15 protein-coding genes are annotated in these 24,318 nt (G+C 73.9%); 7 read left to right on the plus strand and 8 right to left on the minus strand.

Annotated features, from left to right (window positions below):
- Window positions 1-397 precede the first annotated feature (397 nt).
- Together ACFWRV_RS13530 and ACFWRV_RS13535 are read left to right on the plus strand one after the other, a co-directional pair.
- Window positions 398-1,177, plus strand: a complete 780-nt coding sequence (locus ACFWRV_RS13530; RefSeq protein WP_384332997.1) for a S1 family peptidase — start codon at window positions 398-400, stop codon at window positions 1,175-1,177.
- A 360-nt stretch (window positions 1,178-1,537) separates the two neighbouring features.
- The gene (locus ACFWRV_RS13535; RefSeq protein WP_384333000.1) at window positions 1,538-2,329 is read left to right on the plus strand and encodes a hypothetical protein; all 792 of its coding nucleotides are present in this window, start codon (window positions 1,538-1,540) and stop codon (window positions 2,327-2,329) included.
- A 157-nt stretch (window positions 2,330-2,486) separates the two neighbouring features.
- Here the strand turns inward: ACFWRV_RS13535 and ACFWRV_RS13540 are convergent, their stop codons facing one another.
- From ACFWRV_RS13540 to ACFWRV_RS13560, 5 genes are all read right to left on the minus strand, one after another.
- A complete protein-coding gene (locus ACFWRV_RS13540; protein ID WP_384333003.1) occupies window positions 2,487-2,993 on the minus strand; it encodes a MarR family winged helix-turn-helix transcriptional regulator in 507 nt (168 codons plus the stop codon).
- 49 nt (window positions 2,994-3,042) lie between these two features.
- On the minus strand, window positions 3,043-3,453 hold the full coding sequence (locus ACFWRV_RS13545) for an STAS domain-containing protein (RefSeq protein ID WP_384333006.1): 411 nt from the start codon (window positions 3,451-3,453) through the stop codon (window positions 3,043-3,045).
- Window positions 3,450-4,544 (minus strand): B12-binding domain-containing protein, encoded by a 1,095-nt coding sequence (locus tag ACFWRV_RS13550; RefSeq protein WP_384333009.1) that lies wholly within the window; start codon window positions 4,542-4,544, stop codon window positions 3,450-3,452. Before ACFWRV_RS13550 ends, ACFWRV_RS13545 begins: the two co-directional genes overlap by 4 nt.
- Window positions 4,541-6,034, minus strand: a complete 1,494-nt coding sequence (locus ACFWRV_RS13555; RefSeq protein ID WP_384333012.1) for a PP2C family protein-serine/threonine phosphatase — start codon at window positions 6,032-6,034, stop codon at window positions 4,541-4,543. The genes ACFWRV_RS13550 and ACFWRV_RS13555 overlap by 4 nt, the downstream gene beginning before the upstream one ends.
- A 339-nt stretch (window positions 6,035-6,373) precedes the next feature.
- Window positions 6,374-7,561, minus strand: coding sequence for a PP2C family protein-serine/threonine phosphatase (locus ACFWRV_RS13560; RefSeq protein ID WP_384333015.1), 1,188 nt, complete (start codon window positions 7,559-7,561; stop codon window positions 6,374-6,376).
- Window positions 7,562-7,952: 391 nt separating this feature from the next.
- Between ACFWRV_RS13560 and ACFWRV_RS13565 the strand changes: the two genes are divergently transcribed.
- Genes ACFWRV_RS13565 through ACFWRV_RS13585 form a run of 5 tightly spaced genes read left to right on the plus strand, consistent with a single transcriptional unit; the run spans window position 7,953 to window position 21,002 of the window.
- Window positions 7,953-8,813 carry a DUF4132 domain-containing protein gene (locus ACFWRV_RS13565; protein ID WP_384333018.1) on the plus strand — a complete coding sequence of 287 codons (861 nt, stop codon included), beginning with the start codon at window positions 7,953-7,955 and terminating at the stop codon, window positions 8,811-8,813.
- Complete coding sequence (locus tag ACFWRV_RS13570; RefSeq protein WP_384333021.1) at window positions 8,810-14,011, plus strand: hypothetical protein; 5,202 nt, start codon at window positions 8,810-8,812, stop codon at window positions 14,009-14,011. The genes ACFWRV_RS13565 and ACFWRV_RS13570 overlap by 4 nt, the downstream gene beginning before the upstream one ends.
- On the plus strand, window positions 14,008-15,228 hold the full coding sequence (locus ACFWRV_RS13575) for an AAA family ATPase (RefSeq protein ID WP_384333024.1): 1,221 nt from the start codon (window positions 14,008-14,010) through the stop codon (window positions 15,226-15,228). The genes ACFWRV_RS13570 and ACFWRV_RS13575 overlap by 4 nt, the downstream gene beginning before the upstream one ends.
- A gap of 3 nt (window positions 15,229-15,231) precedes the next feature.
- Window positions 15,232-19,191, plus strand: a complete 3,960-nt coding sequence (locus tag ACFWRV_RS13580) for a DUF5682 family protein (protein ID WP_384333027.1) — start codon at window positions 15,232-15,234, stop codon at window positions 19,189-19,191.
- Complete coding sequence (locus tag ACFWRV_RS13585; RefSeq protein WP_384333029.1) at window positions 19,188-21,002, plus strand: hypothetical protein; 1,815 nt, start codon at window positions 19,188-19,190, stop codon at window positions 21,000-21,002. Before ACFWRV_RS13580 ends, ACFWRV_RS13585 begins: the two co-directional genes overlap by 4 nt.
- A 63-nt stretch (window positions 21,003-21,065) precedes the next feature.
- Here the strand turns inward: ACFWRV_RS13585 and ACFWRV_RS13590 are convergent, their stop codons facing one another.
- The 3 genes from ACFWRV_RS13590 to ACFWRV_RS13600 form a co-directional block, all read right to left on the minus strand.
- On the minus strand, window positions 21,066-22,328 hold the full coding sequence (locus tag ACFWRV_RS13590) for a DUF6357 family protein (RefSeq protein ID WP_384333032.1): 1,263 nt from the start codon (window positions 22,326-22,328) through the stop codon (window positions 21,066-21,068).
- A 115-nt stretch (window positions 22,329-22,443) separates the two neighbouring features.
- Window positions 22,444-23,244: an ABC transporter permease gene (locus ACFWRV_RS13595; protein WP_384333036.1), complete on the minus strand. Its 801-nt coding sequence runs from the start codon at window positions 23,242-23,244 to the stop codon at window positions 22,444-22,446.
- Complete coding sequence (locus ACFWRV_RS13600) at window positions 23,241-24,263, minus strand: ATP-binding cassette domain-containing protein (RefSeq protein ID WP_384333039.1); 1,023 nt, start codon at window positions 24,261-24,263, stop codon at window positions 23,241-23,243. The genes ACFWRV_RS13595 and ACFWRV_RS13600 overlap by 4 nt, the downstream gene beginning before the upstream one ends.
- Window positions 24,264-24,318 lie beyond the last annotated feature (55 nt).

Consider the following 24,318-nt stretch of genomic DNA (forward strand, 5'->3'; position numbering starts at 1 on the left):
CGCAAACGCGCATCTGATCCTGCGTGGTGACGGCGTGTCCACGGAGAACGGCGGGCCCCATCTTCGCGGGCGGTGCGCCGCCCGGCTCGCCGCCGTCCTGGCCGCGTCACTGTCCCCGCGGGCGTGGGGCGCAGCCGCCGGGACGGACGGACCGGCCACGCCGGACAGGGCACAGCGGGCTCGCGCTCGACGTTCGAGTCGGCGTGCGGTTCGGCGCGTTCGGTTCGGCGCGTTCGAGTAGGGCTGCCTGCTCGGTCTGGGTTTGGCCGAAAAGTGTGCCTTGTGGCGGCGGTCACCCGTTCCCGACAATCAGATCGCCTTGACGGGTGCATGACTAGTACGCCGTCGCGCCCCTGTCGTGGTTCCCACAGCAGCCCCCCACGAAAGAAGGCAGTCCATGAATCACCTCCTGCGTGCGCTGAAGAGATGTTCCGTCGTCGTCGCCACCGTCGCCATCGCCGTCGTCGGCCTCCAGCCCGTCACGGCCTCGGCCGCCCCCAATCCCGTGGTCGGCGGAACCCGCGCCGCCCAGGGCGAGTTCCCCTTCATGGTCCGGCTCTCCATGGGCTGCGGTGGCGCCCTGTACGCGAAGGACATCGTCCTCACCGCCGCCCACTGCGTGAGCGGCTCGGGCAACAACACCTCGATCACCGCCACCGGCGGCGTCGTCGACCTCCAGTCGTCCAACGCGATCAAGGTCCGCTCCACCAAGGTCCTCCAGGCCCCCGGCTACAACGGCACCGGCAAGGACTGGGCGCTCATCAAGCTCGCCCAGCCCATCAACCAGCCCACCCTGAAGATCGCTTCCACCACCGCCTACAACCAGGGCACGTTCACCGTCGCCGGCTGGGGCGCCAACCGCGAGGGCGGCAGCCAGCAGCGCTACCTGCTCAAGGCCAACGTCCCGTTCGTCTCCGACGCCGCCTGCCGCTCCGCCTACGGCAACGAGCTCGTGGCCAACGAGGAGATCTGCGCCGGATACCCCGACACCGGTGGCGTCGACACCTGCCAGGGCGACTCCGGCGGCCCGATGTTCCGCAGGGACAACGCCGGTGAGTGGGTGCAGGTCGGCATCGTCAGCTGGGGCTACGGCTGCGCTCGGCCCGGCTACCCGGGCGTCTACGCCGAGGTCTCGACCTTCGCGGCCGCCATCGCCTCGGCGGCCCGCACGCTCTGACGCCGCGCACCACCACCACCGTCCGGTCGCCTTCGGGTGATCACGGCTGAACCACCCGGGGGTGCCCGCACGACGGGCACCCCCGGACCCGGCTCCACGGACGGCTGGAGATCAGGGGCTCGTGGTCGAAGCTGGACGGAGATGTGGTTCGTCCGTCGTCCGGCCGGGCGCCCTTGCGGCCTGCCGGCTGATTCTCCCGGCTCCGGCCTCCAGCCCGCCCGCCGTAGCGCTGGACGGACACGCCGCCCGCGAACGAGGCCTGACGTGCACTCGACCGAGCCGCACCCGTGTGAACGTGCGCTGTCGGGGCAGCGGGGATCATGGCGGATTCACCGCCGCGGCTGACCCAGGAGAATGATCGTGACGTACACCAAAGACCGTGCAGCCCGGCTGCGGAGCGACCTCGAAGCCGCAATCGGCGGCTACATGGTGGTCGTGGCCGGGGTTCTGCTCGACGAAGAGGTTCCGGTGACCTCCGTCTCGGCGTACGGCGACTTCGACGACCTGACCCAGGACGCCTTTGAGGGGGACGTCGAAGGAAGTGTGGAGCTCGCGCACGCCTTCAGGAGAAGAGTCCTCGGTGACGGCGGCGAAGCGGGGCTGCTCTGGTGCGGCGTCTCTGGATGGTGCTTCTTCCATATACCGGAGGGTTCGGACCTGTCTCTCCTGGACTCCGCCCGCTGGATGGGGGGCGGGCTGACGCCCGAGCCCAGGCGCGTCGCCGCCTTTCTTTCCGAGGTGCGGCTCGACGCCCGCAACGCCGGAAGCGGCGAGCGGCCCTTCTACCGCGCTCCCCACAGCGAGCCGGACGTACTGCTCACGCGGCTCAGTGTCTTCGACACGGCGGGTCAGTGCGCCGAGCCGTGGACCGGGGACAGCCGATTCGCCTGCCTGCGGAGCTCGGCCCACCAGCGGCGTGCGGTGGAGGCTCTCACCGCGGCCGGCCAGGAGATCGTTGATGTCGCGCTCCACACCGGCGAGCTGAAGGCCTTGACCGGCCTCCTGGAGTACGTCGAAGGAAGCACCCCGCACGACGAGTTGCGTGAGCTGGCCCGGCACCTGGCCCGTGACCTGACGCTGCGCGCACGTGACGGCGTCCAGAGCGTCGACGAGCACCGGAACGCGTTCGGCTACGCGGACGAGCAGCGCTAGCGTGCTGCTTCCTTGCCATCCCGGTGCCGGGGCCCGCGGTGCGAGTTCGGCATCCCCGCCCTCCTCGGCCACGGAGTCGCCGCCCTGACGGGAGCCGTGCCGGCCGAACTCGCCGGCGACCCCCGGAAGAGCTGAGAGGCAGCGCGCACCTGCTGCCTCAGGCCGCGGAGTGACTGCCGGGCGGCTGGTCTTCCTGTCCGTGGGCGGCGTCGAGCTGCGTGTGCAGTCCTGCGAGCCCGTGGGCCAGGGCCCGGAGTTCGGTGGCCGGCATGTTGTCGATGGCGCGGTGGAGCATGGTGTCGCGTTGCTCGCGAATGCGTTGCAGGTGCCTTCGGCCGGTGGGGGTGAGGCGCAGCGTGATCTCGCGGCCGTTGTCGGGGCTGGGCAGGCGTTCGAGGAAGCCGATGGCTTGCAGGCGATCGCACATCCGGGTCACGGTCGGGGGCGCGGAGGCGAGGCGTTCGCAGACGGCGCGCATCCGTATGCCGTCCTCGCGGTCGACGACGTACATCAGACGCAGCTGGGAGGTGGAGCCGGGCGCTGCCATGCCCGCGGTGGAGTTTCTGGCGTGATCCCACATCACGTCGAGGATCTCGATGATGGCGCTCGCGGAGTCGGTGGCCTCCCGCCTGATTCCGCCGGCGGCTGCGTCTGGTGCGGTCATGGTTGCCCGTCGGTGTGTGCTTCTGCCCGGTGAACGGCCGGGAAGTGGCTCAGGTGGTGCCGTCCGGTCCGTTGCGGCGAGTCGCCACGACGCTCTCCTCGGTCGCCGAGGACCTCACCGCGCCGCCGAGGACCGAGGCCGTGAGGTGGTCAAGGGTACCGGTGAGACGCAGGAGCCGGTCCAGCTTCGCGGGCCGGGCGTCCAGGTGCAGCCGCACCCCGGCCGCCGTGGTGCGGCGGCTGATCATCAACAGGGCGGACAGGCCCGTGGAATCGACGGTGCCGAGTTCCGCGCAGTGCAGATGCAGGTCTGTCAGAGCGGGCCGGGCCGCGAGCTGGGCGGTGACCTCGTTCAGGAGAAGGTCGGCGCTGTCGTAGTCGAGGTCTCCGTGGACTTCTATCCGGACGCTGTCCTCGGTGTCGACCGTGGTCAGGCGCAGGTGCTGGGGGTGTGTGGTCATGCGATGTTCCCGGCGGCGGTGAAGGGGGCGGTGGTGAGGGAGTGCGTCCCGGCCCGGAGGATGCGGGCGGCCCGGGGAAAGTCCTTGAGCTCGCGGGCCAGCAGATCCAGGGCCGGGGGCAGACTGCGGACGGGGACGCCCCGGGCCGCGAGTATCTGCGCGGTCCAGGTGATGAACCAGGTGAAGAGTTCCTCGTCGTCGAGGTACAGCGCGGTGGCGAGGAACTCCACGATGTGGGCGAGATCCTCCGCGGTGCGCTCGCGCTGGAGATCGTTGTAGGAGCGCATCGCCGGGAAGGCGTCCTCCAGCGCGGTGAAGACGTTCCGGACGAGTGAGGCGCTGTTGCGGTCGACCATCGTGTATTCCTGGTCGGCCAGATGCGGCAGGTCGTCGAACTGCTGGTGGTCGGGCTCCGGCCGCGGCAGCCGCCCCCGGGCGAGGTGGTCGGCGGCGGTACGGGCGTCGGGGGCCCAGGCGTCGGCGCCCAGCAGCTCCGCATAACGGCCCCCGGGGCCGAAGGCGGCGCCGCCGACGAGGACGGGGACGCCGATGGCCTGGCAGGCGGTGATCGCCGCGTGCGCGGTGGGCAGCCTGGTGGCGATCGAGCTGGACAGCGCGACCGCGTCTGCCCGGGTGCTGTGGAGGTGGCCGATGAGGTGCGGGGTGGGGACCTGGGCGCCGAGGTGGTCGACCCGCCAGCCACGCAGCCGCAGGACTTCGGCCAGCAGGCGGGCGGGCAGCCCGTGCCATTCGCCGTCCACACAGGCCACCGTGATCCGGCCCCGGGTGACGGGGGTACGGGCGGCGGGGTGCGCGCTCACCGCGGCGACGGCGCGGTCGTTGATCGCGGTCGCCGCGTGCTCCTGGGCGATGCTGATCCGCGCGGCCGCCCACTCCTCACCGACCCTGGCCTGCACCCGGGCGATCACATCCAGCAGGACGCTCTCCGGATCGGTCCCTTCGTCGAGCATGCCGAGGACGAGCTGGGTGGCCGCGCCCTCGTCCGCGGCCGAGACCGCCTTCCACAGGAGTTCCGCCGACTGTTCCGCGTGTTCGGAGCGGGGAGGGTGTCGCGGCGTGCTGGTGTTCACGCGGTGAACCTGCCCCGGGTACGGCCGTTCACCGCACTGAGATGGTGGGTGCGGGGGGCGGAGATCACGACGACGGCCATGTCGTCGTGAGGGCGGTTGCCGAGCCATTGGGCGGCCAGCATCTGCACGTGCTCCACGATCCCTTCGGCCGGCATGCCCGCGCACCCGGCGAGGGCGCGCTTGAGCCGGTCCTCACCGAACAGGGCGTCGCCCATGGGCCCGCCCTTGGCCTCGGTGATGCCGTCGGTGTACAGGACGCAGGACTCCCCGGGGGCGAGGGACGCCGTAGCGGTGCTTGCCGTGATGTCGGGGAGGGCCCCGATCAGGGTGCCGTTCGTGTCGGCTTCCTCGACGCTTCCGTCCGAACGGATGATCAGCGGACTGGGGTGGCCGCCGCTGGTCAACTTGAGGTCCACCGCGTTGCCGCGGCGTACGGCGGAGGCCAGGACCAGCGTCGCGAACCGGGTGTGGTGGGAGCTGAGCAGCGCGGTGTTCAGCAGGCTGAGCATCCGCTGGTGGTCATCGGCCAGGGGCAGCAGGGCATGCAAGGTGTTGCGGATCTTGCCCGTCAGCACGGCTGCTTCCAGGCCCTTGCCGCACACGTCCCCGAGCGAGACCAGCGAAGCCTCACCCTCGACGGCGGCGGGGTGGACGTCGTAGAAGTCTCCGCCGATACGCTCGTGTTCCGCGGAGGGCCGGTACCGGCCGGCGAAGTCCACTCCGGAGATGTGGTGCAGGGTCGGGGGCAGGAGCTCCTGCATGAGGACGTCGGTGATCGCGGTCTGTTCCGCGTAGAGGCGTGCGGCCGACATCGCCGCCCCGGCGCGGGCGGCGAACAGCCGGGCGAAGGTCTCTTCCTCGTCGCTGAAGGCGGCGTTCTCCGTCTTGCGCAGCAGGATCAGCGCCCCGGCCGCCACACCGTGCCCGGGCAGCGGAGTGATCACTATCGAGCCGATCGGCCCGAACCCCTCGGGCACCATCCACGCGGGCGCCGTCGCCGGGTCGATCCACCGCGAGGGCACCGGCGGAAACCCGCGCAGCGCCTCTCCCAGCCCTGGCACGTCGTCAGGGGCCACCGCCAGGGTGGACAGGACGGGGGAGCCGCCGCGCAGACAGGTCACCACCGACAGCCTGTGTCCGCGAGGCGGCGCGATCGCCAGCGCCGCGTCCGCGAGGCTCTCGGCGGCCATCTGCGCGGTCACATCCATGCAGCGCCCCAGATTGAGGGAGGAGAGCAGGACGTTGGATGCCTTCGCGAGGAACGCGGTCCGCTCCCGCTCCACGTGCAGGGCTTCCCGGGCGAGCTGGTGATCGGTGTCATCCACCAGCCACCACGCCACCGAACCGTCCTTCCGCACCGTCGGGTGCGCCTCGAAACGTCGGTCGCCGATCACCCCGCGCAGCGGCCCCTCGGTGTCCGGGACGGCGTGCGGGCCGGGGAAGGTCAGCGTGGTGTGCGCGGCACAGAGCCAGTCCGGAGCGACGTCCATCAGCGGTGTCCCCGGGGCCGCGGCGGGCAGAAGAAGACCTGCGGCTTCATTGCGCCGCACGACAGCGCCCTCGACGTCGGCGATCAGAACGGGGTTCGGGGCCCCCCTCCACAGGAGGTCGGACCCCAGGTCTGCGACTGTCTGCGCTTCAGTGGGTACCAAATGTCGAGGATCCGCTGAACGGATCCCTCACCTCATCACCTAGATGATTGCCTGAAGGCAACAATCTCTCATGGAGGCACTGCCTGACAACCGGCCTCCCTCTCCCGGGCGCGCTTTTCGCGGCGAAGGTTGCAGATTCTTCACATGAGGACCACGCAACCGTCGCCGCGGGAAGAGCTAGCGGTCGCGGCTCGTACGCCCGTGCCAGTCCAGGCACATCACCAGGGAGTCGTCCGCCGCCGGGCCGGAACCGCGGTGCCCCAGCAGTTCCTGCAGCATCACTCTGGGCACCTGCGGGGCGGGCAGGAGGCGCGTGCTGTTGATGGACGCGGCCAGCGCGCGGAGGCTGTACTTCTCACCGCCCGGGGACAAGGCGTCGTAGACGCCGTCGCTGATGAAGAGCAGCCGGTCTCCGGGTTCGACCCGGAAGTGCTGCGGGACGTAGGCGGTGTCCTCGAACATGCCCAGAGGCATCTGCGCCTCCAGTTCGATCGGCTCGACGACCCCCTCGCGTACCCGCCAGACCCGTGGGGAGCCGGCATCGATGATCTCCACGTTCCCGGTCGGGAGGTGGAAGCGGAAAAGCAGCGTCGACAGATACTGGCCGCCCCTGTGCTGCCCGTAGACCGCCTGATCGGCCAGATACGCCTGGTCGCTCAGGCTGAGGCCGGCGCGGCGGGCGTTGCGCAGTGCGTTGACCGCGAGGTTCGTCAGCAACGCGGCGTCGATCCCCTCGCCCATACCGTTGCTGACGGTCACATACAGGTCATCGGCCGAGGCCGACCAGTCGAAACAGTCACCGAAGATGGCATAGGCGGGCTCCAGCTGGGCTCCCAGGCTGTACTCCGGGCGGGCGCAGGAGCGCCCGGGCAGCAGCTGCCACTGCATCTCGGCGGCCAGGGTCAGCCGTTCCGCCCGCCGTGCCTGAAGGAAGAGGTCGGTGTCCCGTTCCGCGACGACCACCTCGTGCGCCAGTGCGTCGGCGCACTCCTGCAGATCCTCCAGCACGTGAGCCGCCGGCCCGTCGCCCTCTTCCACCGGCACGGTGACGCTCAGGATGCCCAGCCGGTCACCTCGGACGCTGACCGGCAGATGCACCGCCACCGTGGACGTCGCGTGGTCGTACACGCAGTGCGGTTCCTGGGCGCCGAACGCGCGCCCCGGAGCGCTGTCGTAGACCGGCACGGGGGAGCGGGTGTGCGGCAGCACCCCGACGGGCTGCAGCCTCGTCATCGCGTAGTCGGCCAACAACAGCTCCACCGACCGGGCGTGATGGCGCTGCTCGATCACGGAGCGGACCACGTCGAAGATCTCATGGGGCACGGCCGAGCGCAGCAAGCGCTCGACCGTGCTGGGTCTGTCCACCGGTACCCAACCTGCTTTCTTGCGTAAATCCCCATCAAAGCGACTGTCGGCACGGTTCAGCCGAACCGGGCGCCGAAGCCCACTCCGGAGTGTCACACGTTCCCCGCCCCGACCCCTTCCACCCCCCGCTTCCCTCCCGTGCCCGCACGCGGTCGGGTTCTGTGCCCGGAAGCGTCCGACCGGCGCGTCCGGACGTCAGTTCCTGGGGGTTCTCGATCGACGGGCGGCCCGTCCGGGGTGTGGGCCGCAGGACGATGCGACGGGGGTCCGAACGCGTTGTCACTGGTGCCGCTTAGAGTCTCTCCCACTCGTCACGGTGCGTCGCCGTCGACGGGACGCATCAGCATGCCGCCGGTGCGGCGGCCGTCCGGAACAACGGGGAGAACAGCGCATGGGGTGGGTTTCGGCGGGCGACTACGAAGTCGCTCTGGAGGCGGGCAAGGTGGTCTGCCGCAACGGGAAGGGCCGACGGCTGAAGTCCGTTCCGGCCACGTTGAAGGACGACCCGGCGGTCGTCGGTCTCCGGCAGCTGACCGAGTGGCTGGACCGGCACGAGCGCCGGTGCCTGAGCGACGTCGAGCAGTGGATGGTGCGTTCGCTGCCCGTTCCCACGGCCGTCCTCGCCCGGGTCTGGCCCGACCCGGCGTGGCAGGCGGCCCTGCGGGACGTGGTGGTCACCGGCGCGGACGGCGGGGTCGCCGGGTTCCTGCGCGATGTCGACCCGGAGCGCGGTCTCGGCCTCGTCGACCTGGACGGCGACACCGTCCGCATCACCCCGGACGTCGTCAGCGTCCCCCACCCCGTGCTGCTCGACGACCTCGACGAGCTGCGGGAGTTCGCGGTCGAGCTGGAGGTGCGCCAGAACGTGGAGCAGCTGTTCCGCGAGGTCTGGCACCGCCCGGCCGGCCTCGCCCCGGACACCACATCCGTGGACACCTACGCCGGCGGCGTGTTCAAGGAACTCCGTTTCCTGCACGGCCGCGTCACCCAGCTCGGGTACCGCTCGCGCGGCGGATACGCGGTCTGCCCGGTCGTCGAGGACGGCGCCGGCGTCGAGGCGCGCATCTGGATCGGCGAGCACGACGGATACGACGCGTACGACACCGAGACGGGCCCCCTGGGCTGGAGCGACGCGTCGGGGCGCGCACTGACGGCGGCCGAGGTCGGCGCCGTGGCGTGGTCCGAGGGCGTGCGCATGGCGGCGGCGCTCTACGCCGGTCGCGACGTGGCGGACGAGGAGCGGGCGGCATGAACATCACGACGAACACCGAGGCGAACACGACGGCAGCGGGCTCGGCGCCCCTTCCCGTCCAGAACCGGGGCCGGAGCGCCTCCGCCCTCGCCGACGAGGCCCGCGCGGCGACCCTGCTCGACGCGGGTGCGATCCTCCCGGCCGGTACCACCGACCGGGACGACGCCGACACGCTGACCGCGCGCACCTACACGCACACCGCCCTAGGGGACCGGCCGGTGGTCCGGCTCGTGCCCGGCACACTCGGCGAAGCCGAGGACCTGGCCCTGGAGTTCCTGGGGCTGGCCCGGACCGCGGACGCCCCCGTCGTGGGACAGGTCCGCCGCGAGACGCTGGGCTTCCCGGCCTGGGCCCTGGTCAACGACCCGGCCAACGGGCACCACGCCCTCGCCCTGGTCAAGGACATCGAGCGGCTGGGCCGACAGGCCAAGACCCGCGCCGGCGCGGCCAAGGAGGGCTTCGACGAGCTCGGCACCCGGCTCGGCCGGGCCGTCCCGCACTTCCTCCCCACCTTCTACGAGCAGGTGGCACGCCTCTTCCTCCAGGCCGAGAACCCCACGTACGCAGCCTCCTTCTTCGGCAAGGCACGCGAGGCCGAGCGGGTCCACGGCCTGGTCGTGGACGAGGACCGGCAGCGCGCCGTCTTCCTGGAGTTCGCCCTCGCCGGCGCGCTGACCGTCAAGGCGCTGCGGCAGTACGTGCGCGACCTGGTGGCCCGGCTCGCACCGGCGGACGCCTGGGCGCAGTTCCGCCGACTGCTGGTCGAGCGCTGCGCCGCAGGCATGCCGCCGTACGCGGCGCTGCCGCAGGACGTACGGACGCTGGTCAAGGCCGCCGGGCTGGACCGCGAGAGCGCCGAACGCGAGCTGGTGGCCGATCTGATCGCCTCTCCCGGAGTCGTCCGCGCCCCCGCCTCGTTCTGGGCGACCTACGGCTCCGCGCTCATCGCCCTCGCCCGCACGGACGCGTCCGTGCGGGCCCGGCTCCTCGGGTTCTTCCCGGAGACCTTCAGCGAGAGCGGCCGGGACACGGACGGCGAATCCGGTTGGCTCGCGCTGCTGACCGAGTCCGGCGCCGAGGACCTGCTGACCGCCCTCCCCGGCGCCTCCGACCAGACCTCCTCCGCCTCCGCCGGCCCCCTCGACGCGTCGATCTCCCCGGCCGACTGGCTAGCCCGCTGGGAGGCGTACCGGCGGCGCAACCGGGCCACCTCGGGCCGCAGCCCGCGCACCCTGGACCTCGCCGCCCGGATGGCGGACCGGCTGCGTGCCGACGGACGCCCCGTCGAACTGTTCCAGGGCCGCTGGCAGCGCACCGCCGACCTGGACCTCCTCGACCTCTGCCTGGCCTCCGGGGTCTCCGTGGCCGAGCCCGACGACGAGGAGACGGGCCGCGGCCACGGGCGGTCGCACGGCTTCTCGCTGGGCCAGTGGCTCGCCGACGACACGCCCGGCCGGCGGGATCTGGCCGCCGTCGCGGGACACCCGGGCTTCCGCGACCTCCTGCGCCGGAACGTCGGCGGCCTCGGCGACGGGCGCGGTCAGCGGCTGAGCGACGTGGGCATGGCGAAGCTGGCGGAGCACCCGGTGCTCTCCGTCCTCCTGCGCGAGTGGCTGACCCGCTGCGCCGAGGAGTACACCACCACGCGCGGACTCCCCGGGCTGCGCATCGCCCTCAACAAACTCTCGCCGTTCCGCGCCGTCGTCGCGGACGTCGCCCCGGAGGCCGCGCGCCTTCTCGAACACCACGACGTCGTCCCGCTGCTCGTCTCCACCCTGCGCACGGGCGTCTTCGACGAACTGGGCTGGCCCGCCCTCGACGAGGCCTACGCCGAACTGGCCGCCGAGGCCGCCGCCGCATCGCGGGGACGGAACAACCGGTCGCAGGACGTCGGTGTGACCGGCGCCTGGCCCGCGCTGATCCTGAGCACGCCGGAGCGGGCCGTCGTCGTCGGCCCGGAAGGCGTCCTGCTGCGGCACACCCTGCGCCTGCCCCCGAGCACCGACCAGTGGCGGACGACCGCCTTCCGTTTCGTCGACGGCGAGTTGCTGGTGATCTGGTGGGAGGACGGCAAGCAGCGCGGCTACTGGTCGCACCGGCCCGCCGAGATGTTCACCGTCGGCGGCGAGCAGGTCCCCCGCTGGGGCGGCTCCGGTCTCGCGGACGAGGTCTGCGTGCCGCTGCCGGGCGGCGGCCGTGCCACCGGCGGCAAGGCCCTGCACGCCGGCGACACCACCCTCCCGCCCCAGCGCGCCGTCCTCTCCGACGGCACCGGACACTGGAGGGAGGGCCACCAGGGGACCCAGCGGGTGTGGCTGGAGTACGACCCGGCCGCCGGCACACACGGCCGCGCGTCCCTTCCCGCCTTCCTCCGCTCCGGGGTGCGGGACGGCACGCGGCTGCTCGCCGAGCACTGCCAGGTGCTGCCCCTCCAACCCGGCCTGGAGGCCACCCCGTTCGGCACGGACGGCACGGTCCTCGGCCGCTGGGTCCGCCGTACCGCCACCGAGCCCGGCACGGCCGCCCCAGCCGACGGCGGCCGGATCGTCGCCGGCACCCCCGACGGCCACACGGTCGCGCTGCCGCACCCGCTGCCCGACGGAGCCTCCGTGGTGCCGCTCGGCACCCTCACCCTGCCCGGCGGTTCACGGCCCGTCGCGGTCCTGCGCTACCGGTCCGTCGAAGCGCACCCGGCGGACACCGACGGCACCGCCGGCCTGTGGTCCGTCGGCACCGACTCCTCCGGCGGGAACGACGCGGCGGGCACCCCCTACGTGCCCCCCGTCGCCTACTGGCACGCCCTGCGCCCGAGGGACGAGCAAGGATCCGCCACCCTGCGGAAGCTGACGGACGACCGGGCCCAGGACCTGTTCGACGAGGTCGCCGCCGCGGTCGCCCGGCACCTGGCGGCCTTCCGGGCGGCCGATGAGTACACCGGGCCCTCGTCGAGGGAGATGAGCGAGGAGGCCGTCGCCCGGGTCCTGCCCGAGGTGTCCGACGTACGGCTCCTCGCGGGCGTCACCGCGCTCGTGCGGAACGCGGTGGACCGGGCCGTCGCGGTCGCCCGGTACCTGGAACCGCCCGCACCGGCGCAGCCGGTCACGCCCCGGAACACCGCACGCACCCAGGGCATGTTCTTCGACCACGAGCCCGAGCACGGCGACGACACGACCCTGCGGGACGCCACCGCCTGGGGCTCCGAGCAGATGCGCGGCACCTGGTGGGGAGGCGGAAGCCGGTGGACGGCGATCCGGCAGATCCTCGCCGTCAACCATGTCCTCGGCGGCGAGCCGGCCTTCGGCCCGCCCACGCCGTCGAAGGTCCCCTTCACCCCCGTGGACGGCTGGCAGCGCGACGCGTACACGGTGCCCGGCGAATCCCTCGCCTGGACCTCCCTCCTCGACAAGCTGCCCGAACTGGCCTACCGGGCCGCCTCGGAGGCCACCTCCCCCGAGCACCGCGCCGGGCTCCTCGTGCTGCTCGAAGCACTCGCCGCGGGCCCGCTGGCCGACCCCGCGGGCACGGTCCGGCGGGTGGAGCTCGTCGAACCGCTCGACACGGCGACACTCGGGCGGACGGGACGCCCCGAGGCCGTGCACCGCCTCGGCCAGGTGCTGCGCAAGGGCTCCCGCACCGTCGTGGTCCTCGCCAACCAGGGGCGCAACTCCCGCGACGACGCGGCCCGCTGGCTCGCCCTGGACCACGACCCGACCGGAGCCTTCGGCCCCGTTCCCGGCTTCACCCTGGACCGCGAGCACGTCTACCGGCAGGGCATCGCCCCGGACCGGCTCACCCGGCTCACCGCTCTGGTGCGGGACAAGGGCCCCGCGCCCTGGCGGCCGGAGGCCGCCGAGGCGCTGCACACGGCCACCGGAATCGGCCCCCTCCAGGCAACCGCGCTGGTCTCGGCAGCCGTCGAAGAGCCCGGCGCCGACGCGCTGGCCCTGCTCGGCACGAAGACACGTGCCTTCGAGGCGGCCCGGGACCGGCTGAACGCCCTGCCCCGCGACGACCGGCACGCCGTGCTGAGGGCGCTCCTGCCCGCGGACCCGGCCGGGCTGTGGTCCACCGGACCCGACGTCGGGGCCGCCGCCGAGGTGTGGCGGGAACGGCTGGGCTCCCTCGTCCGCGTCCCCGAGGAACTGGACCTCGACCTCACCGGCGCCACGGCCGCCTCCGTCGACCTGGTCCTCAACGCGGGCACCCGGAGCTGGCTCGCCCACGGCACCCCCGTGCCGGACGGCAGCGCCCGCCCGGCCCTGCACTGCGTGAACGCACGCGGCGCGGTCTTCACCGCCCTCACCGCCCTGCGCACCCTCGCGTACACGCTGCCGCACGGACACCCCCTGCGGGCGCACCTGCCCGTCGGGCTCGCGGCCCTGCGCGGCCGCCTCGCCGACCCCCGACTGGCGCTGGACCTCGGTCTGGTCTGGACCGAGTCGGGGTCCTCCCTCGGCGCCGCTGTCCGCGCCGCGCACGGGCTCCCCGAGTCCGGCGGCGCCGAGGCCGACGGACTGGTCCGGGTCGGATCGGCGATGCTCCTCGCACCTGGCTACGGAGACAGCGAGAAGCTGCTGATCCGCCCGGCGGGCCTCGACGGCCCCGACGACCCGGCGTTCGGTCTGGTCGAGGGCACCGTCGCCGCCCAGCGCACCGGCGATCTCCGGGCCCTGCGCGCCCTGCTGAGCCAGGAGAGCGACCGCGTGACCGAGGCGGGCACCCCCGACGGCTCCGCGCCCCACCCGGCCCAGGACCCGACGCGTGCAGCTCCGGACCTTGTGGCCGAGGCAGCCGACGCCCTCGGCCTCAGCGCGGACGCCGCCGCGCTCTATCTGATGCTGCTCGCCCTGCCCGACCCCACGGACCGCAACTGCGTGCGCTGGACCGAGTGGAAGCCGGCCCGGATCAAGAAGGCCCGTGCGGAACTCGCCGCCACCGACCTCGTCGTGGAAGCGAAGCGCTCCCGCGCGGGCCGCACCCTGTTCCTTCCCTGCGGCTGGCTGGAGCGCGGCGCCCCCGGGCTGCCGTTGGAGACCTGGAAGGAAAGCCTGTACCCCGTGGCGGGTTCCGCCCGGACCCTGCCCCACCTCCCCGTGCCCGCGCTGTTCGCAGCCGCCTGGGCACGGGCCCGCGGCGGCGACGCCCCCGCTTTCGAGGAACTGGACACCCGCACCACCCGGAAGGGCCGCCGCCGATGACGAACGACACCACGACCACCCCGGACAGCACCACGGGAGGCATCCCGGACCAGGCGACGCCGCCCGGCCGCGAGCCACGGCAGATCACACCGCCCGAGGACCGGTACGCCACCGAACTGGCCTTCCTCGCCGCCCACGACTCCGGGCCCCGCCCGCCCGGCTGGCTGCTCACCCCCCGTGCCGTCGTCACCTTCGTGATGGGCAGCTCCGGGGACGCGCTGAGCCTGCCGAAGGGGGCCCGGCCCGCGACCGGAGTGCCGCGCCGTCTGGTGATCGAGCAGAAGTTCGTCGGCGAGCGCGCCCTGGTCGAACGGTGTGTGGTCACCCTCGCCGGGGAGCGCGGGCTGCTCCTGGTGGGTGAACCGGGCACCGCCAAGTCCATGCTGTCCGAGCTGCTGTCGGCGGCCGTCTGCGGGACCAGCGCGCTCACCGTGCAGGGCACCGCGGGCACCACCGAGGACCAGCTCAAGTACGGCTGGAACTACGCCCTGTTGCTCGCCCAGGGGCCCACCGAGAAGGCCCTGGTGCCCTCCCCGGTGCTCGCCGCCATGACCCGGGGGGCCGTCGCCCGCGTCGAGGAGGTCACCCGCTGTCTGCCGGAGGTCCAGGACGCCCTCGTGTCCCTGCTCTCCGAGCGGCGGATCGCGGTGCCCGAACTGGCGGGCGGCGAGGGCGCCCAGGTGCACGCGGCCCCCGGATTCACGCTCATCGCCACCGCCAACCTCCGGGACAAGGGCGTCTCGGAGATGTCCGCCGCGCTGAAGCGGCGCTTCAACTTCGAGACCGTGGGACCCATCGGGGACGTGGACGCCGAGACCGCGCTCGTCCGGAGCCAGTCGCGGGCCGCCGTCGAACGCGTGGGCGCCGCCTACCAGGTGGACGACGCGGTCCTCGAAGCCCTGGTCACCGCCTTCCGGGACCTGCGCGACGGCCGCTCCGTGGAGGGCTGGGAGGTCGAACGCCCCTCCACGGTGATGAGCACGGCGGAGGCGGTCTCCGTCGCCGGCGCCCTGGGCCTGGCCGCCGCCTATTTCCCCGGCGACCGGGACGTCCTCTCCCTGCTGCCCGGCCATCTGCTCGGCGTCGTCCGGAAGGACGACCCCGCCGACGCGGCACGGCTGCTGGGGTACTGGGACGGCCCGGTGCGGCGGCGCGCGGAGCAGGGTTCGGCCACCTGGCGTGCCCTGTGGGACCTGCGCTCGGTGCTGGAGAACTGACGGATGAACGAGTCGACGACGCCCGGCCCGGCCGTCACCGCCGAGGCGTCGCCCGCCGCCGACGGGCCTTCTGCCTCCACGGTGCGGGGCCCGGCGGGCGGGCCGGCCACCTCGGAAGCCGCGACGGCGGCCCTCGCGGCGGCCGGTCCCGGGTCGCCGTTCCTGATCGGGGTGCGCCACCACGCGCCCTCGCTGGCGGCCGCCCTGCCGGCACTGCTGGACGCGGCGGCCCCCGACGTCCTCCTCGTCGAACTGCCCGCCGAGTTCCAGCCCTGGCTGGGCTGGCTCGCCCACGAGGAGACCGAGGCACCGGTGGCGCTGGCCGCCGTGCCCGCCGACGGGCCCGGGGCCGGCCCGGCAGGCGAACGGGGCCCGGCCTTCTACCCGTTCGCGGACTTCTCGCCCGAACTGGTCGCACTGCGCTGGGCGGCGAGAAACGGTGTCCCGGCCGTGGCCTGCGATCTGCCGCTGGCCGACCGGGCGTGGGCGGAGGGCGGCGACGGCGCCCCCGCTCCTGTTCCCGGAGCGGCCTCCGCACCCGTCCCGGGGGAGGGGCACGGGCTGTCCGCCGCGCTCCGGTCCCGGCTCACCGGCCGGGACGGCGACGACCTGTGGGACCGGCTGGTGGAGGCCCAGGCGCCCGGTTCGACACCCGAGGCGCTCCGCCGTGCCGCCCTGCTCACCGGCTGGGCGCTGCGCTACGAGGCCGAGGCGCGCGGCGGGGTGCACGGCATGGACCTGGTGCGCGAGGCCTGCATGCGCGGACACGTCGCCGAGGCCCTGGCGGGCGGACGGCGGCCCGCCGTGGTGGTGGGGGCCTTCCACACCACGGCGCTGCTGCCGTCAGCCGCCGGGGCCACCGTGGCCGCCGGGGAGCCGGGAGCGCCGGACCCGGCCGCCACGCCGAATCCGGCGGGACCGGACGCGGTCGCGGCGGCGGAGGAAGCGGTACCGGGGCCGGCTGCCATCCCGGAGGAAGCGGCCCCGGGTCCGGTCGCGGCGCGGGAGCCGAGCGCGGCGGGCCACGCCGACGGCGCGGCCGGCGCGGCGGGGTGCACGGTCTCCCTGATCCCGTACACGTACCCGCTGCTCGACTCACGGTCCGGTTACCCGGCCGGCATCCGGGACCCGGAGTGGCAGCACACCGTCCTGGAGGCCGCCGGGGACCCGGCCGCGGTGCACGAGGCGCTGATCCGCACCGCGGTACGCCTCTGCGCCGCCCTGCGCGAACAGGGCCACCCGTACGGCCCGGCGGACGGCCGGGAGGTCGTCCGGGTCGCCGGCGACCTGGCCCGCCTGCGGGATCTGCCCGCACCGGGCCGCGGTGAACTCCTGGAAGCCGTGCAGACGGTGCTGGGGCGCGGCGAGACCTACGGCACGGGCCGCGCCGTCGCCCAGGCCCTCGAACGCGTACTCGTCGGATCCCGCACCGGGCGCCCCGCACCCGCCGCTCCGCGCAGCGGGCTGAGTCCCGCCGTCGAGGCCGAGACCGCGGCGCTCGCGCTCCCCGGGCCACAGGACGCGCACGAGCGGACACCACGCGACCTCCGGCTCGACCCCGCGCGCTCCACCCTGGACCGCCGCCGCGAACTGCTGCTGCGCAGACTGACGGTGTGCGGCATCCCCTACGCGCAGGAGCAGGAGGTGACCGGTGCGGCGGGCGGTGAAGGGCTGACGACGCGCTGGCAGGTGCGGTGGACCCCGGCGACGGCCGCGATGCTCACCGCGGCAGGGGCCCGTGGCGTCACCCCGGCCCAGGCGGCCGAGGGCGTGTTGCGGCAGCGCCACGCGGCCGAGCGCGCGGCGGGCGGCCCGACGGCCGCCCAGGTCGTCCGCGGCCTCGCGGAGGCCGCCGCGTGCGGGCTGACTGCCCTGGCCGACGAACGGCTGACCGAACTGGCGGCCGTACTCCCCGCGAGCGGCACCTTTCCCGAACTCCTCGCCGGGCTCGACCTGCTGGACCGCGTCGACGCGGGTCATCTGCCGGGCCTCGCCGCCCCCGACGGCCCCGCAGACCCGTCCCACGGTGCCGAAGACTCGTCCCACCGTCCCGCCGCGGACCCGGACGCCACCGCCGCCGCGAGGGCCGCCCGCACCGCGCACACGGCGGAACTGCTGACCGCTGCCGCGGTGCGCCAGGTCGACGGCCTGACCGGCTCCGAGAAGCCCGAGGACGCCCGGGCACTGCTCGAACTGGCCCAACGTGCCGACCGGCTGGGAGGAATCCGGCTCACCGACGCCCTCGCCCGGCTGGCCGCCGACGGCACCCCGTTGATCGCCGCGGCAGCCGGAGCGGTCCGCGTGCTCACCGGCCACGAAGAGCCCGAGGCCTTCGGGGAGCGGGTCGCCTCCTGGGTGGACGGAGCCGGGGACAGCAGCTCCCGGGCCACGCTCACCGCCCGCCTCACCGGCGTCCTGACGGTCGCGGGCCCCCTCCTGACCGTCGGTGCCGGCGCCTTGGACCCGTTGCTGGACCGGGTCGTCGAGCTGGACGACTCCGCGTTCCTGGCCCGGCTGCCCGCCCTGCGCGGTGGCTTCGACACCCTGAGCCCGGCCGCCCGGGATCGCCTGCTGGGCACCGTCGAGGAGCGGCTGGGCGAACGGGTGGACAGCCTCGACGCGGACGATCCGGCCGAGCTGGCCCGCCGGACGGCCGCCGACCTCGCGGCCCGCGAGCTCCTGACCGGTCTCGGCCTTCCCGTCCCGGCGCCCGCCCACGACGACTCCGAAGAAGCACCCGCCACGTCGCCCCCTGCCGAGGCGGCCCCCACAACCGAGTGCCCTCCCGAGGAGACCCCCGCCACCGCGTCCTCCACCGAGGCGACCCCCGCGCCGGCTCCTGCCCGGACCCTCGCGCCCGCCGACCGCTGGCGGCTCGTGCTCGGCCGGAGCGCGGACCGACTGCCGTCCGGCGCCGCCCGTCTGGCGACGGCGCTGGACGAGCTCTACGGCGCGGGACACGGCGAGGGCTCCCGCGGCGGCCTCCCCGCTCCCGGCGGCTCCGGAGCGGGCGGCGGCCGGGAGCCGTCGTTCCCCGGCGTCCGCGAGTGGTCCGGGGAACTGGCCGCGCTGTTCGGCCCCGGTGTCCGCGAGGAGGTCCTGGCCGCCGCGGCCGTGACAGGGCGGCAGGACGTCCTGGCCGAGCTCGACCCGGCGGCCGCGACCCCTTCCGTGGAACTGCTCCGGACGATCCTTCAGTACGCCGGCGGCCTCCCCGAAGCCCGCCTCGCGGCGCTCCGCCCGCTGGTGCGCCACCTGGTCGACGAACTGACCCGACAGCTCGCCACCCGGCTGCGGCCCGCGCTGACCGGCACGACGACGGCCCGGCCCACCCGCCGCCCCGGGGGCAGGCTCGACCTCGCGCGCACCCTGCACGCCAATCTGGTCACCGCCCGCCGGACGGCGGACGGCACGATCCAGGTGATCCCCGAGAAGCCCGTCTTCCGCAGTCGCGCCCGCCGGTCGGCCGACTGGCGCCTGATCCTGGTCACCGACGTCTCCGGATCCATGGAGGCCTCCACGATCTGGTCCGCGCTGACCGCCTCCGTACTCGCCGGGGTGCCGACCCTGAGCACCCATTTCCTGGCGTTCTCCACGGAGGTCGTCGACCTCACCGGGCATGTGCGCGATCCCCTCTCCCTGCTGCTCGAAGTGAGCGTGGGCGGCGGAACCCACATAGCCGCCGGGCTCCGGCACGCCCGCGGCCTGATCGAGGTGCCCTCCCGCACTCTCGTCGTCGTCATCAGCGACTTCGAGGAGGGTGCGCCGCTCGCCGGACTGCTGGCCGAGGTGCGGGCTCTGGTGAACACCGGCTGCCACGTCCTCGGATGCGCGAGCCTCGACGACGCCGGCCGGCCCCGCTACTCGACGGGCGTCGCCGGACAGCTCGTGGCCGCCGGTATGCCCGTGGCGGCCCTCAGCCCACTCGAACTGGCCCGCTGGATAGGGGAGAAGACCGCATGAACGACGACCGGTTGCCGCCCGTCGCACCGGAGGTCACGGCCACGCTCGTGGAGGACCTCTCGCCCCGGCTGCGCAAGCGGCTGGACGCGTCGGTGACCAAGCTCGGCACCCGCCCGGCGCACCGCGACGGTGACACCACGACGATCGAGGTCGACGACGAGACCCGACTGCGCCTGCACGCCCCGGGCGGCGTGGTGGCGCAGGCGCAGGACATCACCTGCGGCTGCCTCCTCGCCCCGGCCTGCGTCCACCGCGCGGCCGCCGCCTGCGCCGCCCCCACGGCCGACCCGGCACCGGAGCCCACCGAACAGCCCACCCCGCAAGCCCCCGCCCCCGACCCCGCCGCCCCGCCGGAGACGGCGAGCCCGGCCCAGCGCGCCGCCGCCGACGCCCTGTGGGCGGCGGGCGCCGCCGTGCTGGAGGCCGGCGTCGACGGGGCCGGGGCCGTCACCCAGTCGGCCCTCCTGCGTGCCGCGCACACCGCCCGGCTCCACCACCTGCCGCGTGCGGCGGGCGCCGCGCTGTCGGTCGTCACGCTGCTGCGCGGAGCCCGCGCCGGGGACGCGTCCTACCGCACCGCCGACCTCGTCACGGCCCTGGCCGAACTCCTGGGCACCGCGCGCCGTGTGGGGGCGGTGTCCGGGGCGGAGCTGGCCGCCCTCAGGGGCCGCGTGCGCCGCCCGTACCGCCCGGACGGCTCGCTTCGCCTGTACGGCCTGTTCACCGAACCCGTGGTCACCGACTCGGGCCACGGCGGCGTCCGCACCTGGGTCGCCGGAGCCGACGGCCGCCTCTTCACGGTCGGGGATGTGGCGCCCGGCGGCGTGGGGCGCGCCCTCGGCGTGGCCGACCGGGCCGTACGCCTGGGGGACAGCGCGCTCACCCACCGGGAGCTGGGCCGGTCCGGTCTGGCCGTTTCGGGGGCGACGGTCTCGCCGGACGGCAGACTGGGCGCCGGAAAGGGCGTCAAGGCCGTCACCGCCCGGGGTGCGGCCTGGACGGAGCCGCCGCTCGCCGCCCTCTGGGAGACGCCACTGTCCGAACAGGCCGCCCGCGCCCTGCGGTCCACCTCCCGCTACGCGGACCCGGACGGCGGCGGCAGCGACCTGCTCTTCCTGGACGTCGAACTCCTCGGCGCGGTAAGGGAGCCGGGCGGCGCCTGCCTGCTCGCGCTGTGCGAGGGAGGCGTTCCCGTCCGGCTCACCGTCGCCGACGACGACCCCGCGCTGGCTCACCGCGACAACCTGGCACTGCTGGCCGCGGCGCCGGGTACCCGGCTGAGGATCATCGGCCGCCTGGCACCCGCCCCCCACCCCCGGCTCACCCTCCTCGCGTGCTCGCACCCCACCGGCGAGGGCACGATCGACCTCGGCCTCGACCGTCTGCGCCGCGCCGACCTCCCGGACCCGGCCGCCCCCGTGCACCTCGCCCCGCCGCAGCCCGCCGGCCCCGGCGCTCAATCGCCCCTGTACCTCCTGGAGCGCCGGGTCGAACAGACCGTCCCGGCGGGCCGCGCCGCTCTCGGCATGCTGGGCGACGTCACCGCCGAGACCCGGCGGATCCGCCGCGCCGGTCTGCCCACGGCCGCCGCACTCCTCACCGCCCTGTGCGCCTCGGCGGCCCAGCGCGATCGTGATCTCTTCGGCCGCCTGCTCCCCGCCGACACCGACGGCTTCGCCGCCTCCTGGCTGGCCGCCGCCCGCTACACGGCCGCCGTGTCCGAATCCCTGTGCTCGGCGGCCTGGAACCCGACGCCGGAGGGCGCGGCCGCGGTGTCGTCCGTCCCGGTCGGCGAGGCGGCGGCGGGCTGAGGCGCGGACCGCCCGACAGCGGGGGCGATCGGCCACGGCCCCGTGCGCGGGCTCCCGCCGGGACTACGCGGCGTCGCGGCGTCGGCGTGCGCGCTCGAACTCAGCGACATCCGTCGTCCAGGAGCCGTGCCGCCCGAGTGCGGCGCAGCCGCCGCGGACGAAGGTGCTCACCAGTTTCCGGTACCCGTCCATCCCGTCGACCAGGCTGTACTCGACCCGGTACTCCGGATCCGACCCGCCTTCGCCCTCGCGCACGGTCGTGACCCGGGCGATGGAGTCCGCGTAGAAGTGGAGTTGGATCCCCTCGCCCCTCTCCTCGTCCTCGATGGTGAACACTTCGTTGTCCCCGGCGGAGCGGTCCCCGACGAACTCCCAGAACTCCGCGGTGGCAGTGCGGGGACCGCCCTGGCGCCACTTCTTCTCGACGCCCTTGTCGTCGGTGAACGACAGAATCGTCTTCCTCGCGCTCTCACCGAATCCGGCGCGTCCGCCGTCGGCAGCCTCGTCGTCGTCGATGGGCGCACTCCGGGAGCGGTCCGCGGCCTCCGAGCACATCAGGAAGCTCACGGTGCGCACCGCGTCCTCGACGAGCCCGGGGTGCGAACGGCGTACGGCCGCGTCGACCGCCGCTGCCATCCGGTCCCAGTCGCGCTTGTCCGTGGCACGCTTTCCCCGCCGTGGATCACGGCCGATCCGCATCCCCGCGCACGCCTGCTCCGCGGTGGCGATCACCCGCATGACCTCGGGCAGCAGCGCTGGGGCGACCGCGTCGGGAATCCGCCTCGGCACGGTCGAGCCGTACAGGTACTGACCCGTGTACTTGAGAAGCGCCGCGTCGAGCGGACCGAGTACGACTCCGCGCTCGGTGCGACGGCGGTCCGCCCGGTACTCCTGAGCACGTTTCCCGTTGGGCGTCTCGGTCGCCGTGCGCATCGCCGCGCAGAGCTGACCGCCTTCGAGCAGATCGATGTCGGCCCCGTGGGCGATGAGCTGCCCCCTGTCCCACCGGATGCGCCGGAAGAGCGAGTCGACGTCCGCGGGCGAGGAGAGGAGGATCGGGTCCAGGAGCGCGACGGCGGCCTTCTCGTCGAGCCGGCCCCGGGTCGCGGCAGCGTCGCACAGCGGAAGGACCGCGCTCCACAGCAGCAGGTGTCTCGCCAGGTCCTCCCGGATCACCGCAAGATGGGCCTCCCCGATCGGGAACGTGAAGGTACGAGGCTCGTGGTTGGCGTCGGCCCCGGCACCGAGCATCAGCTTCAGCTCGCCGTCCTCGCGGATGACGTTGGGTATCCAGCCGCTCCTCCGCGCGAAAACGATGTCTCTCATGGGCTCAGTCTTCCCCATCGGGCTTTCCCATCGGGCGAGACCGGGTGCCGGCGAGACCGTCGCCGTTCCGTCCCGTATCCACCATGCGGAGCCGCGGTCCTGTCCGCCTGTCGGCCTATCCGAGGGTGATCCGCCCAAATCTCCTGAGCGCGAGCAGCATGAACCCGACCGTGATCAGGCAGGCGCAGGTCACGGCGTAGGGGAGGGCGTGCACGACGGGCCACGTGTCGCTCGTCGGGAGGCCGGTCGGCGGGGGGTTGCCGAAGAGCTGCCGGACGGCCGTCGCCGTGGCGGAGACCGGGTTCCATTCCGCGACCGTCCGCAGCGGGCCGGGCATCGTGTGGGTGGAGACGAACGCCGAGGAGATGAACGTGACGGGGAAGAGCCAGATCAGCCCGGCGCTCTGTGCGACCTCGACGCTGCGGGCCATCAGCCCGATCGCTGCCCCCACCCAGGACATGGCGAAGGCGAAGAGCAGGATCAGCAGGTAGGCCAGGAGGGCGTCGACAGGCGAGGCGCTGATCCGCCAGCCCACCAGCAGCCCGCACAGGGAGGTGACCACCAGGGTCACGGCGCTCATCGTCAGGTCGGACAGGGTCCGGCCCAGGAGCACGGCCATCGCGGGCATCGGCAGGGAGCGGAACCGGTCGACGATGCCCTTGTCCATGTCGTTGGCCAGTCCCAGGGCGGTGAACGCCGCGTTGAAGGTGACGGCCTGGGCGAAGATGCCGCCCATCAGGAACGTCCGGTACTCGGCCCCGCCCAGGCTTCCGCCGAAGACGTACGCGAGCAGCAGGACGAACATCACCGGCTGCACCAGGGCCGCGATGACCGATCCCGGGGTCCGGCGCAGGTTCAGCAGATTCCGCCAGGCCACGATGGAGGAGTCGCGGCTCAGCTGGTGGACGGCGCTCATCGGGTACCGCCCCCGGTCGCCGTGGCGTTTGCCGGAGCCGCCGGAGAGACCGGAGGCCTGTCCTGCTCCGGCGGACGGCCGGTGAGGGAGAGGAACACGTCGTCCAGCGTCGGCGGCGCCAGCTCCACGTCCCGGACGGCGATGCCGGCCAGCCGCAGGCAGCCGAGCGCGTATTCCAGGCTCTGCGCGCCGTGATCGGTGGCGACGGTCAGGCGGCCGGAGCGCGGGTCGAGGTCGGGGTGGTGCTCGCCCAGCGTGGCCAGTATCTCGGCCGCGGTGACCCGGTGCCCCGGTTCCGCGACGGTCAGCGAGAGCCGCTCGCCGCCCACCCGCGCCTTGAGCTCGGCCGCCGAGCCGCGGGCGACCACGTGTCCGCCCTCGATGACGACGATGGCGTCCGCCAACTGGTCCGCCTCCTCCAGATACTGGGTGGTGAGCAGCACCGTCGTCCCCTCGGCGACCAGGTCCCTGACGGCCTGCCAGGTGTCCGCCCGGCCCCGGGGGTCGAGGCCTGTCGTGGGCTCGTCCAGCACCACCACGGCCGGTCGCGCCACGAGAGCCCCGGCCAGGTCCAGCCGTCTGCGCATCCCTCCCGAGTACGTCCCGCTCGGCAGGTCCGCGGCGTCCTCCAGGTCGAAGCTGCCCAGCAGCTGCCCGGCCCTGCGGCGGGCGGCATGACGGCCGAACCCGTAGAGCCGGGCCACCAGATAGAGGTTCTCCCGGCCGGTCAGCTTCTCGTCGACCGCCGCGTACTGTCCGGACAGCCCGAGGTCGCGGCGTACGGCCTCCGGGTCGGCGAGGACGTCGTGACCGGCCATCCAGGCCCGGCCGCTGTCCGGCCGCAACAGCGTCGAGAGCACCCGCACCGTGGTGGTCTTCCCGGCGCCGTTCGGGCCGAGGACCCCCAGCACGGTGCCGGGGGCCGCTTCGAGGTCCACCCCGGCCAGGGCCTGCTTCCTCCCGAATCGTTTGGTGAGTCCTTCGGCGCGTATCGCCGGGCGGGTCGGCGGGGCGGTCATGGGTGCCTCTCGTGGTGCGTGGGTCGGGGCGGGCCGGACGTGCGGGTCCGGCGTC

The organism is Streptomyces sp. NPDC058576 (genome assembly GCF_042718715.1).
In the GTDB taxonomy this organism is placed as follows: Bacteria; Actinomycetota; Actinomycetes; order Streptomycetales; family Streptomycetaceae; genus Streptomyces.

Coding starts and splice junctions, on each gene's coding strand:
- ACFWRV_RS13540 (WP_384333003.1), bottom strand. CDS start 2,993: ATGACCGCACCAGACGCAGCCGCCGGCGGAATCAGGCGGGAGGCCACC.
- ACFWRV_RS13575 (WP_384333024.1), top strand. CDS start 14,008: ATGACGAACGACACCACGACCACCCCGGACAGCACCACGGGAGGCATC.
- ACFWRV_RS13595 (WP_384333036.1), bottom strand. CDS start 23,244: ATGAGCGCCGTCCACCAGCTGAGCCGCGACTCCTCCATCGTGGCCTGG.
- ACFWRV_RS13545 (WP_384333006.1), bottom strand. CDS start 3,453: ATGACCACACACCCCCAGCACCTGCGCCTGACCACGGTCGACACCGAG.
- ACFWRV_RS13565 (WP_384333018.1), top strand. CDS start 7,953: ATGGGGTGGGTTTCGGCGGGCGACTACGAAGTCGCTCTGGAGGCGGGC.
- ACFWRV_RS13585 (WP_384333029.1), top strand. CDS start 19,188: ATGAACGACGACCGGTTGCCGCCCGTCGCACCGGAGGTCACGGCCACG.
- ACFWRV_RS13580 (WP_384333027.1), top strand. CDS start 15,232: ATGAACGAGTCGACGACGCCCGGCCCGGCCGTCACCGCCGAGGCGTCG.
- ACFWRV_RS13600 (WP_384333039.1), bottom strand. CDS start 24,263: ATGACCGCCCCGCCGACCCGCCCGGCGATACGCGCCGAAGGACTCACC.
- ACFWRV_RS13570 (WP_384333021.1), top strand. CDS start 8,810: ATGAACATCACGACGAACACCGAGGCGAACACGACGGCAGCGGGCTCG.
- ACFWRV_RS13555 (WP_384333012.1), bottom strand. CDS start 6,034: ATGGACGTCGCTCCGGACTGGCTCTGTGCCGCGCACACCACGCTGACC.
- ACFWRV_RS13590 (WP_384333032.1), bottom strand. CDS start 22,328: ATGAGAGACATCGTTTTCGCGCGGAGGAGCGGCTGGATACCCAACGTC.
- ACFWRV_RS13530 (WP_384332997.1), top strand. CDS start 398: ATGAATCACCTCCTGCGTGCGCTGAAGAGATGTTCCGTCGTCGTCGCC.